Annotated in this window: 12 protein-coding genes; 10 read left to right on the top strand and 2 right to left on the bottom strand. The window is 66.2% G+C overall.

The genetic code is table 11. The annotated features are described in order from the left end of the window. Positions 1 to 123 precede the first annotated feature (123 nt). The 6 genes from Y882_RS14520 (at position 124) to Y882_RS14495 (ending at position 6,078) form a co-directional block, all read left to right on the top strand. Complete coding sequence (locus Y882_RS14520; RefSeq protein ID WP_211259191.1) at positions 124 to 408, top strand: c-type cytochrome; 285 nt, start codon at positions 124 to 126, stop codon at positions 406 to 408. Next, positions 405 to 1,214, top strand: coding sequence for a co-chaperone DjlA (djlA, locus tag Y882_RS14515; protein WP_046972655.1), 810 nt, complete (start codon positions 405 to 407; stop codon positions 1,212 to 1,214). Before Y882_RS14520 ends, djlA begins: the two co-directional genes overlap by 4 nt. A gap of 99 nt (positions 1,215 to 1,313) precedes the next feature. Next, complete coding sequence (rpe, locus tag Y882_RS14510) at positions 1,314 to 1,994, top strand: ribulose-phosphate 3-epimerase (RefSeq protein ID WP_046972654.1); 681 nt, start codon at positions 1,314 to 1,316, stop codon at positions 1,992 to 1,994. Between the two features lie 769 nt (positions 1,995 to 2,763). Next, entirely contained in the window at positions 2,764 to 3,453 is a 690-nt protein-coding gene (gene pdsR / locus Y882_RS14505) for a proteobacterial dedicated sortase system response regulator (RefSeq protein WP_046972653.1), read from the top strand. Further along, on the top strand, positions 3,453 to 4,040 hold the full coding sequence (locus Y882_RS14500; RefSeq protein WP_046972686.1) for a hypothetical protein: 588 nt from the start codon (positions 3,453 to 3,455) through the stop codon (positions 4,038 to 4,040). The genes pdsR and Y882_RS14500 overlap by 1 nt, the downstream gene beginning before the upstream one ends. 25 nt (positions 4,041 to 4,065) lie before the next feature. Then, positions 4,066 to 6,078: an ATP-binding protein gene (locus Y882_RS14495; RefSeq protein WP_046972652.1), complete on the top strand. Its 2,013-nt coding sequence runs from the start codon at positions 4,066 to 4,068 to the stop codon at positions 6,076 to 6,078. Positions 6,079 to 6,190: 112 nt separating this feature from the next. Here the strand turns inward: Y882_RS14495 and Y882_RS14490 are convergent, their stop codons facing one another. Then, positions 6,191 to 7,402: a hypothetical protein gene (locus Y882_RS14490; protein WP_156171489.1), complete on the bottom strand. Its 1,212-nt coding sequence runs from the start codon at positions 7,400 to 7,402 to the stop codon at positions 6,191 to 6,193. A gap of 174 nt (positions 7,403 to 7,576) precedes the next feature. On the opposite strand from Y882_RS14490, the gene trpE reads away from it, so the two are divergent. The 4 genes from trpE (at position 7,577) to Y882_RS14470 (ending at position 11,036) form a co-directional block, all read left to right on the top strand. Then, on the top strand, positions 7,577 to 9,052 hold the full coding sequence (trpE, locus tag Y882_RS14485) for an anthranilate synthase component I (protein ID WP_046972650.1): 1,476 nt from the start codon (positions 7,577 to 7,579) through the stop codon (positions 9,050 to 9,052). Between the two features lie 2 nt (positions 9,053 to 9,054). Continuing rightward, the gene (locus tag Y882_RS14480; RefSeq protein ID WP_046972649.1) at positions 9,055 to 9,762 is read left to right on the top strand and encodes a hypothetical protein; all 708 of its coding nucleotides are present in this window, start codon (positions 9,055 to 9,057) and stop codon (positions 9,760 to 9,762) included. Positions 9,763 to 9,976: 214 nt separating this feature from the next. Then, positions 9,977 to 10,660, top strand: coding sequence for a hypothetical protein (locus Y882_RS18970; protein WP_156171487.1), 684 nt, complete (start codon positions 9,977 to 9,979; stop codon positions 10,658 to 10,660). A gap of 142 nt (positions 10,661 to 10,802) precedes the next feature. Further along, entirely contained in the window at positions 10,803 to 11,036 is a 234-nt protein-coding gene (locus tag Y882_RS14470; RefSeq protein WP_046972648.1) for a hypothetical protein, read from the top strand. Position 11,037: 1 nt separating this feature from the next. On the opposite strand, the gene Y882_RS14465 is transcribed toward Y882_RS14470, so the two are convergent. Further along, on the bottom strand, positions 11,038 to 12,078 hold the full coding sequence (locus Y882_RS14465; RefSeq protein ID WP_082121127.1) for a serine hydrolase domain-containing protein: 1,041 nt from the start codon (positions 12,076 to 12,078) through the stop codon (positions 11,038 to 11,040). Positions 12,079 to 12,098 lie beyond the last annotated feature (20 nt).

The following is a 12,098-nucleotide window of genomic DNA, read 5'->3' as shown; positions in this document are numbered from 1 at the left end:
CCGGCAGGCCTAGGGGCGGCTGCTAGACTGGGCGCTTTTTGAGCCCGGGTCTTTGTCATGGTCCAGCCGCCCAGCCACCGCCGCCGCCTGTTCCGGCGCCTGCCGCTCGCCCTGTTGGCGTGGATGGCCGTGGCTTCGGTGCAGGCCGCCACGCCGACCAAGCCGGCGCGCCTGGGCTTGTGCGCCGCCTGCCATGGCGAAACCGGCATGGCGCAGATTCCAGGCGCGCCCAATCTCGCCGGGCAGAAACTCGATTACCTGCGCGAAGCACTCAAGCAATACCGCGACGGTCGTCGCAACGTGCCGTTGATGCGGGCGGCGATCGGCCCCATGAGCGATGCCGACCTTGATGAACTGGCGCGCTGGTATAGCGCGCAAACGCCGTCGCCCACCCAAGGCAACCCATGAATTTCACCTGGACCATCTGGCTCGCCCTCTTCGGACTGATCTTCGGCCACGGGCTGCCCGGCGCTGTGGTGGGCGGCATCACCGGTTTCATCATCGACAGCCTGCGCCAGGGCCAGCGCCGTCGCGCCACGCCCCAGGCCGGCGGTTACATCAGCCCGCTATTTGCCTTGCTGGGCGCGGTGGCCAAATCCGATGGCCGTGTGTCGGAGGCGGAAATCGCCATCGCCGAGCGCCTGATGCAGCGCATGGGCCTTGAGCAGGAGGCGCGCAAGCAGGCCGTCACCGCGTTCAACGCCGGCAAGCAGCCGGAGTTCAACGTGACCCCGGCGATCGAGGAACTGCGCCGCTGGGTGGGCCTGCGCCGCGACCACGCCTTCCCGGTGCTGGACGTGGTGATCGAGACGGTGATCGCCGAAGGCAATCCGCCGCCGGAAAAAATGGCCATCCTGCGCCAGCTGGCCTTCGCGCTGCGCGTGAGCGACATGGAACTGATGGCGCTGATGGCGATGAAGGGCTACGCCTGGAACGCCACGGGCGGCGGTTCGCGTGGCTATGGTCAGCGCGGCAACGGCGGCTACGTGCCGCCCCAGCGCAATACCAACGGCCCCGATCCGTACACCGTGCTCGGCATCGCGCGCGACGTCGACGATCGCAGCGTCAAGCGCGCCTATCGCAAGCTGATTTCCGAACACCACCCCGATCGCCTGGGCGACCTGCCCGAGGCCATGCGCAAGCAGGCCGAATCGCGCGCCAGCGAGATCAATGCTGCCTACGAGCGGATCAAGGCCGAGCGCGGCTTCAAATAAACTAAGCCGTGACCTGTAGGAGCGCACCCTGTGCGCGACCGCAGACCATCACGTCACCGGCGGGTCGCGCACAGGGTGCGCTCCTACAGGAATCGAATCATGAGCAAGCAAACCAACGTCATCGCCCCGTCCATCCTCTCCGCCGACTTTGCCCGGCTGGGCGAGGACACCGCCAAGGCGCTCACCGCCGGCGCGGACTGGGTGCACTTCGACGTGATGGACAACCACTACGTGCCCAATCTCACCATGGGCCCGATGGTGCTCAAGGCGCTGCGCGATTACGGCATCACCGCGCCGATCGACGTGCACCTGATGGTCAAGCCGGTCGACCGCATCGTGCCGGACTTCGCCAAGGCGGGCGCCAGCGTGATCAGCTTCCACCCGGAAGCGAGCGAACACGTCGACCGCACGCTGGGCCTGATCAAGGATTCCGGCTGCCAGGCGGGACTGGTGTTCAATCCCGCCACCTCGCTGGACTGGCTCGACTACGTGATGGACAAAGTCGACCTGATCCTGCTGATGTCGGTGAACCCGGGCTTTGGCGGGCAGAAATTCATCCCCTCCGCGCTGGACAAGCTGCGCGAGGTGCGTCGTCGCATCGATGAAAGCGGCCGGCCGATCCGCCTGGAGATCGATGGCGGCGTGACGGCGGCCAATATCGGCGAGATTTCGGCGGCGGGCGCGGATACCTTCGTGGCCGGCTCGGCCATCTTCAACGCGCCCGACTATCAGGCCGTGATCGCGGCCATGCATCAGCAGCTGGCCGCCGTGCGCGGCTGATCAGCGGTTCCGGACAGAAAAATCCCGGCGCTGTTCGCGCCGGGAGAAGTTTCGTCGGAACGACGTGTGAGGAGACCACACAACGGCCGCTGATCCACGGCAAGAATCCGCGACCGTCAGAACTTCTGACCGGGATTTTGCGATTTGGTTCCCGTCGAGACGTCATCATCTTTCGATAGCGCTTTGTTAACGCTAGAAAAAAATCCCCGCCGTTGGGCGGGGAAGGAACGTGCCTAGGATGGGAACACGGTAGTTACATGGGTTGCCAATCTGGGTCGGGCTCGTCTGCCCCGGCGGCCGGCGCGCTTCCGTGCGCGCCAGCCGCTTCCATAGCTTCCACGGGTAAGGCAAAGAAGGGGTCGTTCAGGTCGAAGTCGCTGCTCATAGCGGGTCTCCTCAGTGCAGGCTCATGACCAGGCCCAGTAATAGTCCACCGAGCGCCAAGACCACGCGAAGCGGTTCAAAGCCGCGCAATTCCGCGTTCGGGTCGACGTTGGCTTGATCGGTGGGACGCATCACGGGACTCCTGCAAGGACGAGCCCATTGAGCGACCGGCAAAGGCATAGGGCGGGACCCGGATATGGCAAAACGCGGGCAAGATCGGCCCGGCCTCGGGCGGCCATGCCCGAGCGTGACGCCCGTCGCGTCTTCTATGGCGGCCAGCCGGCCCAACATGGCGAAACGCGGGCATTGCGGGGCGATGGCTTGCGCGGCATGGGCCCAGGCTTCACGCTGCGCGGCGTTGCCAGGGCATCCTCAGGAGTGAAGCATGGGCCGCAGTATCGCCATCGTCGAAGACGAGCCGCTGATCCGCGCGAATTACGTCGAAGCGCTCAACCGCTTCGGCTATGAGACGCGCGGCTACGGCTCGCGGCAGGAAGCCTCCAGCGCGTTCGCGATGCGCCTGCCCGAGCTGGTCATCATCGATATCGGCCTGGGCGACGAGCCCGAGGGCGGCTTTGACCTGTGCCGCGAGCTGCGCGCCAAGTCGGCCACCCTGCCGATCATCTTCCTCACCGCGCGCGATTCGGATTTCGACGTGATCTCCGGCCTGCGCCTGGGTGCGGACGACTATCTGAGCAAGGACACCAGCCTGCACCAGCTGGCGGCGCGCATCGCGGCGCTGTTCCGCCGCATCGAATCGCTGAAGGTGCCGGCCAGCAGCGAGACGGTGATCGAGCACGGCCCGCTCAAGCTCGAATCCGAGCGCATGCGCATCACCTGGAACCACGAAGAAATCCCGCTCACCGTCACCGAGTTCTGGATGGTGCACACGCTGGTGCGTTTCCCCGGCCATGTGAAGAACCGCGACCAGCTGATGCGCGAAGCCGAACTGGTGGTGGACGACGCCACCATCACTTCGCACATCAAGCGCATCCGCAAGAAGTTCATCGCCGTGGCGCCGGAGTTCGACGCCATCGAAACGGTGCATGGCGTGGGTTATCGATGGAAGCCGTGATGAAGCGTTGGTGTTGGGGGCTGGTGCTGTTGCTGCTGGTATCCGTTGCGCAGGCCGCGCCTGCAGACAAGGAAGCGACCGTCTCGGGTGCCGCGGATCGGGATGTTCCGGCGTGGACCCTGCGGGCGCCCACGCCCGATGGCTGGACGCAGGACTGCTGCATGTACGCCAAGGCGATCGGCATGAACCTGGTGATGTACAAGGGCGAATGGACCGGCGAGCCCGAGCGCGTGATGGTGCTCAATGTGTGGAACGCCAAGCTCTCTTCGCTCGAAGCCGAGTTGCAGGACGACAGGCACCACTATCTGGACCGCGATCCGGCCGGCAAGGCGAACGTGTTCACCGTCGACAACAAGACGGTGAACTGCCGCGGCGTGCTGTTCGAAGGCAGCGACCACAAGGACGATGCAGTGGTTTTCTGCGATCCCGGCCTGGCCAGCGGCATCCGCTTCAGCTGGTCGATGACGCTGGCGCACGACGACGCGCAGAAGGCCGACCTGCTTGCCTTGTTCCGCCGCGTGGCCGAGCAGTCGCAATACATCAAGCAAGCGTCGGCCGGGCAGGGCGCTGCCAAGACGCAGCATTGAGCGGCGTTTTCAGTATCGTCGCGCCATGAACCTCCGCCACAAACTGCTGCTGGTCGCCCTGTGCACGCTGGCCCTGCCGGTGGCCGGCTGGCTGTACGTGCGCCAGATGGAAACGCTGTTGCGCGAGGGGCAGGCGCAGGCGCTCACCGCATCGGCGCGTGCCATGGCGCGCAGCCTGGTCGTCACCGATGCGCCGCTGCCGCCGGTGGGGCCCGTCTGGTACGTGCAGGACGCGAGCAATCCCATCACCATCGATGGCTACGGCGATGACTGGGCGCCGCTGACGCCGTGGAGCCAGCCGCTGGACAAGCGCGGCAAGCTGCTGCTGGCCGAGGATGCCGACTGGCTTTACCTGTATGCCGATGTGCGCGGTGCACTGCGCACGCGCGCCGATGCGGACGATTCCACCGCCTTGCGCGCTGATCATCTGGTGCTCAGCCTGGGCAAGGGCGATCAAGAGCGACGCTACCTGCTGGCCAGCGCGGCGCCGGGACAGCTGACGGCGCGTCCGCTCGACCCGCCGGTCGATGGCCTGCCCACGCGCATCACCGCGCAATGGCAGGAAGACGGCGGCGGTTATCGGGTGGAACTGCGCGTGCCGCGCAGTCCCGGGCTGGATGCGCTGGGCGTGGCCGTGTTCGATCCGGCGACCGGCGGCGATCCCACGGCGGTGCAGAGCAGGCCCCTGGTGACTTATTCCAGTGCGCTATCGAAGGAACTGGGCCTTCTGGCGCTCGATGGCGTGCAGGCGCGCGTGCTTGCGCCGCAGGGCTGGCTGCTCGCGCAGACCGGACGCCTCGCCACGCCAGCGTCGGCGCCGGGCGATCAGCCGGGCTGGTTCGCCTCGCTGGTCTATCGCTCCCTGCTCGCCAATCAGGTCGACGACGCGGAGTTGTGGACGCAGGACGTGCCGCGTCTGGACGTGAGCGAGGTACGCGAGGCGAGTGCAGGCAAGCCGGCGACGTTGTGGCGACAAGGCGAAGCGCGCGGCAGCGTGGTGCTGGCGGCGGCGGTGCCGATCGAACGCGACGGCCAGGTACGCGGCGTGCTGCTGCTGGAGCAGGCCAGCCGCGCGGTGCCCTTGCTGGCCAATCGCGCCCTGCTGGGCCTGCTGCTGACCAGCTTCGGCGTGTTGCTGGTGGCCGGCGCCATCCTGCTGATCTTCGCCACGCGCCTGAGCATTCGTCTTGGCCGCCTGCGTGACGCTGCCGAACGCGCGCAGTTGAACGATGGACGTCTGGACGGCCCCTTCCCGATGACCTCATCAGAAGACGAGATCGGCGACCTGGCGCGCAGCTTCGAGCGCCTGTTCGAGGTGGTGGGTGGTTACACCGATTACCTGCGCACGCTCGCTTCCAAACTGTCCCACGAATTGAATACGCCGCTGGCGATCGTGAAGTCCTCGCTGGACAACCTCGAGCACGCCTTGCAGGCCGAACACGCGATGCCGCCGGACGCGGCGCCGTATCTTCAGCGCGCCCGCGACGGCGTGGCCCGCCTGGGCATGCTGGTGCGCGCGATGAGCGAAGCCAGCCGGATGGAGCGCTCCATCGCCGCGGCCGAACCCGAAGACGTGGACCTGGTCGAAGTCGTGCGCGGCTGCAGCGAGGCTTATCGGCCCCTGGCCGGCACGCGCCGCATGCAGGCGGTGTTGCCGCAGGAACCCTTGTCCATGCATTGCGCGCCGGAATTGATCGCGCAGGCCTTGGACAAATTGTTCGACAACGCGTTGTCGTTTACGCCGGAGGATGGTTGGCTGCGCCTGACACTGCGCGCCACCCACGAGGGCGCCGAGATCGAGCTGGCCAATCAAGGTCCGCCACTGCCGGCAGCGATGCAGGGGCGCTTGTTCGATTCACTGGTGAGTCTGCGCGACAAGGCCACGCCTGGCGATGCGCCGCACCTGGGCCTGGGCCTCTACGTGGTGCGCCTGGTCGCCGAACGCCACGGCGGCGTGGCATCGGCACGCAACCTGGACGACGGCAGCGGCGTGGCGTTTACGCTGCAGCTGCATGGGATGCCGCGGCAGAGGTTGTGACCTGAGGCGATTACCCCTGTGGGAGCGCACCCTGTGCGCGACGCTCTGTCGGTGGCCGTCGCGCACAGGGTGCGCTCCCACAGAGGGTGAGGGATCCGCCAACGGCATCGCGTTACTTCATCTCCCCCAACGTCCACCCACCACCACCCGGCATCACCGCGATCTGCCGCACCGTGGTGGCCGCGCAGCTGGCCGGCTTATCGGTGCACTCGGCCAGGGTGACGCGCAGGTGCTGGTCATCGACCAGGTCGAAATCGGTCAGCTTGGTATTGGCCAAACGGGTCGCTGTATCCAAGGCCGTGCCGATGAACACGCCGTTGTGGAAGACATAGAGCTGCAATGCGTTGGGCTGGCACTGCTCGTCGACCGAGACGGCGGCTTCTGCCACATAGGTGTCGCCCTTGCGCTGGGCGCGGCCGGTCAGCAGGCGTTGGCCGGTGAGCAGGAAGCGGTCTTCGTCGTTCTTCGGTGCGGCGGTCTTGGCCATGCATTGATTGCTGGCCACGGTGGCCGGCGCGCTTTTCGACAAAGGCTCCAGCGGTCTCGGCACATACGGCTGCGCCGCCAAAGTGGCCGCCGGCTTGTGCATCCACAGCGCGAGTGCGCCGACACTGATCAGCACGGCAACGACCGCCACCGCGCGCCCGCGCAGCAAGGGGCGCTGGAACAGATAGGCCAGCGTGCAAAGCGCCAGCAACAGCGCGACCGGTGAAAGCGGGTACCACAGCAATGCCAGCACCGCGAACAAGGCGGCAAACACGGCGGCGGTGGAAAACGCCTTGCGCAGCGGAGGCGGCGCGGTGGAGGCGGGCAGCGGCGGAGGTTCCGGCGGGGCGTAGCCGTGCTCGGCATCCAGCAGCAGCGGCTCGCTCAAGGGCTCGGTCGCCGGCGGCACATCGGCCTCGGTCGCAGCTTCCTGCGCGGGCAGCGGTGGCGGCTCCGCGCTGGTCGATGCAGGTGTCCAGGGGAACCAGCTCTGTCCGCCGTCGTGGCACCACTGGTCGCCCTCTTGCGCATAGCGGGCCAGCGCCGCCTCGGGCAGCGGGCCGCGCACCTGCTGGTCGCGGCGCAGCCAGATGAGCCGTTCGCCGTCGGGCCAGACATCCGCTTCCACGCCCATGCTGCGCAGTTGCGCCGCCTGCGCCTCGGCAGCATCGGCCTCCAGGCCGCGACGGATGATCAACGGCGCCCGCGAGAAAACGCGTTCGCGGAAGCCCGCCATCTCCATGCCGAAGGCAGCAGCCATGCGTTCGTGCACGGCGGTCGGGTCCTGCCCATCGAGCAGGCGACCGGAAAGTACCAGGCAACGGTGGTCCATACCCATCGATTTCCCCTGCGGATGCAGCCCTGTGCACCGATAACCCAAGGTTAGGCGTGCTGGCGCGGCTGAACAAGCGGCGCGAGGCCCAAACAGCCGGCAGATCGACAGCGGAGGCTTCGGTTCCCTGCCTCGCTGCCCCTACAATGCCCGTTCAAGCTTGGCCATCCGGATCCCCACGTGATTTCCCGAGACGATTTCGACGCGCTGGCAGCGCTCGGTCATACCCGTATCCCGCTGGTGCGCGAGGTGTTTTCCGACCTCGACACGCCGCTGTCGGTGTACCTGAAGCTGGCCGATGGCCCGTATACCTTCCTGTTCGAATCGGTCGAGGGCGGCGCCACCTGGGGGCGCTATTCCATCATCGGACTGCCCGCCAGGCGCGTGTACCGCTTCCGCGGCCACGAGCTGGAAGTGGAGGACGCCGGTGAAGTGACCGAACGCCGCCACGTCGCCGACCCGCTGGGCGAGATCGAAACCCTGCGCAAGCAGTACGACGTGCCGCGCCTGCCGCAGCTGCCTGCGTTCAGCGGCGGCCTTGTGGGTTACTTCGGTTTCGAGACGATCGGCTATATCGAGCCGCGCCTGGCGCAGTGGGATCGTCCGGACGAACTGGGCACGCCCGACGTGCTGCTGATGCTGGCCGAAGAAGTCGCGGTGTTCGACAACCTCAAGGGCCGCCTGTACCTGATCGTGCATGCCGATCCGTCGCAGCCGCATGCGTACGCAGCGGCACAGCGCCGGCTCGATGCGCTGGTTTATCGCCTGCGCCAGAGCGGCGTGTCGTATCCGCAGCTCAACCAGAGCACGGCGCTGGACGAAGGCGACTTCAAATCCTCCTTCACCAAGGAGGAATTCGAGGCGATGGTGGAACGCGCCAAGGAATACATCCGCGCCGGCGACATCTTCCAGGTCGTGCCTTCGCAGCGCCTGAGCGTGGGTTTCAACGCACGGCCGGTGGATGTGTATCGCGCACTGCGCGCGCTCAATCCCTCGCCGTACATGTACTTCGTCGACCTGGGCAACACGCAGATCGTCGGTTCCTCGCCGGAAATCCTGGCCCGTCTCAAAGACGGCAAGGTGGTGGTGCGTCCGCTCGCCGGCACGCGCAAGCGCGGCGCCACCGAGGAAGAAGACCAGGCACTCGAGGCCGAACTGCTGGCCGATCCGAAAGAACGCGCCGAACACGTGATGCTGATCGACCTGGGCCGCAATGACATCGGCCGCATCAGCGAAACCGGCAGCGTGGAAGTGAGCGAGTCGTTCGTGGTCGAGCGCTACTCGCATGTCATGCACATCGTCTCGCAGGTGCAGGGCAGCGTGCGCCCCGAGGTGGGTTACATGGATGTGCTGAAGGCGACCTTCCCGGCCGGCACGCTCAGCGGCGCACCCAAGATCCGCGCACTGGAAATCATCCAGGAGCTGGAACCGTACAAGCGCAACATCTACGCCGGCGCCATCGGCTGGATCGGCTGGTGGGGTGATGCGGATACCGCCATCGCGATCCGCACGGCCGTCATCCAGGATGGACGTCTACACGTCCAGGCTGGCGCAGGCATTGTTTACGACTCCGATCCTGCCTCTGAGTGGGAAGAAACGATGAGCAAGGGCCGTGCGCTGTTCCGCGCCGTGGCCCAGGCAGCCAAGGGCCTGTGAGCATGCGCGGCGTGCGACGCGGAGCTGCCTGGTCGTGTGCGCTGGGTCTGGGCAGCAGCCTGCTGGTGGCGCCGCTGCATGCACGCGAACCGCAGGCAGCGCCGGTCTGGCGCGACGATGCCACTTCGCGACTCGAGGCGTTGGCGCTGTTGCAGTCGCTCAACGCCGAGCTGCTCAGTCACCCCAGCGCCACGCTCACGCTGGAGCGCTGGTGTGCCGCGCATCAGCTCGCGCCGGTCGCCAAGATCGTCGCCGAGCGCGTGCAGGGGCAGGACAAGCCGCTGCCGCCGGAGGCGCGCGGTCAGCTGCAGATCAGTGCGGACGAACCCGTGCGCTATCGCCGCGTGCAACTGGCCTGCGGCGAGCACGTGCTGTCCGAAGCGGACAACTGGTATGTGCCCTCGCGCCTCACCGACGCGATGAATCGCGAATTGGACAGCACCGATACGCCATTCGGCAAAGTGGTGCAAGCCTTGCACTTCCGCCGGCAGACTTTGTCCGCGCAATTGCTGTGGTCGCCGTTGCCCGAAGGCTGGGAAAGCAAGACCACGCTGCCGCCTGCCAGCGACGCATCGCTGGTGATGCCGCCGCATGTGCTCGAGCATCGTGCGTTGTTGTTCGATCAGGCCAATCGCCCCTTCAGCCTGGTCGTCGAGACCTATACATCGCAAGTTTTTGCCTTCGCTCCGCCGGCGTTGCCTCGGCCATAAGTTAGATATCGAACCCCTCGTTTTTTTTTAGCGTCTCCGATAAAAATGCGCGACGCAGTCACGGGGGCTGACTGTCTTGCGTCGAACTGTCGTCTGACAGTGCGTTCGTGCAATACGAACGCGATGCGCATTACCGCCACCTGTTTCAACCGGCGCTACGGACGTCCATGGGGGGGACGTCTGGGAATGCGCGGGACCAAGTCAGGGGAATGACATGAAGCATTTAGGGAAGAAGGCCGTCGTGATGGCGGGTGCCTTGAGCGTGTCGGCGTGCGCGTCGATCATCGGTGGCCCCTATCAGAAGGTGCAGGTGGATACGCGTGCGGCGAACCAGAGCATCCATGCCGATTGCACGCTGAGCAATGGCACCGACCCGGTGCGCGTGACGACGCCTGGTACGGCGGTGGTCCATCGCTCGTCGCACGATCTGAGCGTGACCTGCCAGAAGGACGGCAAGCAGATTGCCCAGCAATCGTATGACTCCAGCCTCCGCGGCATGGTGTGGGGCAACCTGATCATCGGCGGCGTGGTGGGCCTGGCCATCGATTTCGCGGACGGCGCCGCGCATCACTATCCGGACAAGATCACCATCGCATTGCCTTCGGCGTATGCGCTGGCCTCGACCTATCCGAGCGTCAACGCGACGCCGGGCGCGACGTACGCCACGCCCACGGCCGATGGCCTGGCCAGCCTGGACGGTCGCGTGAGCAAGAGCATGTTCAACGCCGCGCAGAACGTGGCGGCCTCTCGCCAGTGCGATCGAGCCATCCACGTGGTGATGGTCGATGGCAACAGGGCGATGTTCCGTTCGCAGTGCCCGGCATCCACCGATGTGCAGATCGAGTGCGCCGGCGATGCCTGCGTGCCGCTGCAGCAGGCCGGGATCGCCGCCAACTGAGCGGCAACTGCGTGAGGGAGCCGGGTTCTGTCCGGCTCCCTGGCCTTTTCGGATTATTCCGATGTTTTCCCCGGTGCGCGCTGGCTAACGTCTAGAAACCCCGACCCACAGTGCAGGCGCAAGCCTGGCACGGAGTTTCTTCATGGACGCCCCCATCATCGAATACCTGGTCTCGCGCCAACAGGGCGAAGGCTGGCGCGTGTTGCGCGACGGCTCGCCCGTCGGTCGGCGTTGCGTGCTGGTCAATGCGCTGGAATTGGCCACGCTGCTGGCCGAACGCGAAGCCACGCGCGGCGGCAGCGGCACCCGCGTGATGATGGCGCGCCAGGACACGCATCGCTTGCCCGGCTATCGCCCGTGGCGCAGCACTCCCTGATTCAACGCGGCAGGAACGGCTGGCCGATCGCCAGCGCGGTGCGATAGGGCTCAGGATCGTTGCGGTTGCTCAGCAGGATCACCGTCAGGTGCTGCTTCGGCCAGCGGATGATCACGTTGCGAAAGCCCATGCTCTCGCCCGAATGCCATAGCACGTCGCCGTGGATGCGCCAGCCGTAGCCGTAGCTGTCGACGTCGGCTTCGTCGCTCACCTTGTTCTGCGCACTGAAGGCGATGCGGCGCGACCCATCGGACAGCAGGCGATGATCGTAGAGCGCCGCATCCCAGCGCGCGAGATCGTCGATCGACGAGTAGATGCCGCCATCGCCGCGTGTCGCGCTGGTGGGGCTCTGGTCGGTCCGCGACCAGTGCCCGTTCTCCTCGCTGTAGCCGTAGGCGCGATGCGCCACTTCAGGGCCGCCGCGCACATAGAGCAAGGTGTGCCTCATGCCCAGCGGCTGGAAGATGTTCTGCGCGAGGAAATCGGGTAACGGTTGTCCTGATGCGCGTTCCACGACCAAGCCCAGCAACACGTAGCCGCCATTGCTGTAGCGATACGCGGTGCCCGGCGGAAAATAGCTGCGCGGTTCGGCGGCAAGCATGCGCAGCACGTCGGCATCGCTGATCTGTGCGGTGGCGTTGGCGGGCATCAGGTCTTCATAGTCGATCAGGCCACCAGCGTGGCTGAGCAGTTGCCGGAGCGTGATCTGCTCGTGCGCGGCAGGGAGTTCCGGCAGCCAGTGGCGAACATGATCGTCCAGGCTGAGTTTGCCGCGTTCGGCCAGGAGCAGGATGGCCGCCGCGGTGAATTGCTTGCTGACCGAGGCGAGCCGGTAGTTGCTGGCGGGCGTGGCGGCTTCGTGTGTTTCGAGGTTTGCCCATCCGTAGCCGCGGCTGACCAGGGGTTTGCCGTCCTTGATCACCAGCAAGGACGCACCCGGGACGTCGCCCTGGTAGCGGGACATCAAGTCGTCGACCTCGCTCGCATGCGCGAAGCGGGCGCAAAGCAGTGCAGCCGCACACAGTAGAACCCACTTGCGCATCGGATCAGGCCTCGTCTCTG

It is taken from the genome of Dyella japonica DSM 16301, assembly GCF_001010355.1.
GTDB classification, from domain to species: domain Bacteria; phylum Pseudomonadota; class Gammaproteobacteria; order Xanthomonadales; family Rhodanobacteraceae; genus Dyella; species Dyella japonica.
The sequence above is the reverse complement of the archived record's forward strand: the minus strand, read 5'-3'. Positions and strand labels throughout refer to the sequence as shown.

Excerpts from the sequence above, each read along its gene's own strand:
- Y882_RS14520 (WP_211259191.1), top strand. The coding sequence starts at position 124 with ATGGCCGTGGCTTCGGTGCAGGCCGCCACGCCGACCAAGCCGGCGCGC.
- djlA (WP_046972655.1), top strand. The coding sequence starts at position 405 with ATGAATTTCACCTGGACCATCTGGCTCGCCCTCTTCGGACTGATCTTC.
- rpe (WP_046972654.1), top strand. The coding sequence starts at position 1,314 with ATGAGCAAGCAAACCAACGTCATCGCCCCGTCCATCCTCTCCGCCGAC.
- pdsR (WP_046972653.1), top strand. The coding sequence starts at position 2,764 with ATGGGCCGCAGTATCGCCATCGTCGAAGACGAGCCGCTGATCCGCGCG.
- Y882_RS14500 (WP_046972686.1), top strand. The coding sequence starts at position 3,453 with ATGAAGCGTTGGTGTTGGGGGCTGGTGCTGTTGCTGCTGGTATCCGTT.
- Y882_RS14495 (WP_046972652.1), top strand. The coding sequence starts at position 4,066 with ATGAACCTCCGCCACAAACTGCTGCTGGTCGCCCTGTGCACGCTGGCC.
- Y882_RS14490 (WP_156171489.1), bottom strand. The coding sequence starts at position 7,402 with ATGGGTATGGACCACCGTTGCCTGGTACTTTCCGGTCGCCTGCTCGAT.
- Y882_RS14480 (WP_046972649.1), top strand. The coding sequence starts at position 9,055 with ATGCGCGGCGTGCGACGCGGAGCTGCCTGGTCGTGTGCGCTGGGTCTG.
- Y882_RS18970 (WP_156171487.1), top strand. The coding sequence starts at position 9,977 with ATGAAGCATTTAGGGAAGAAGGCCGTCGTGATGGCGGGTGCCTTGAGC.
- Y882_RS14470 (WP_046972648.1), top strand. The coding sequence starts at position 10,803 with ATGGACGCCCCCATCATCGAATACCTGGTCTCGCGCCAACAGGGCGAA.
- Y882_RS14465 (WP_082121127.1), bottom strand. The coding sequence starts at position 12,078 with ATGCGCAAGTGGGTTCTACTGTGTGCGGCTGCACTGCTTTGCGCCCGC.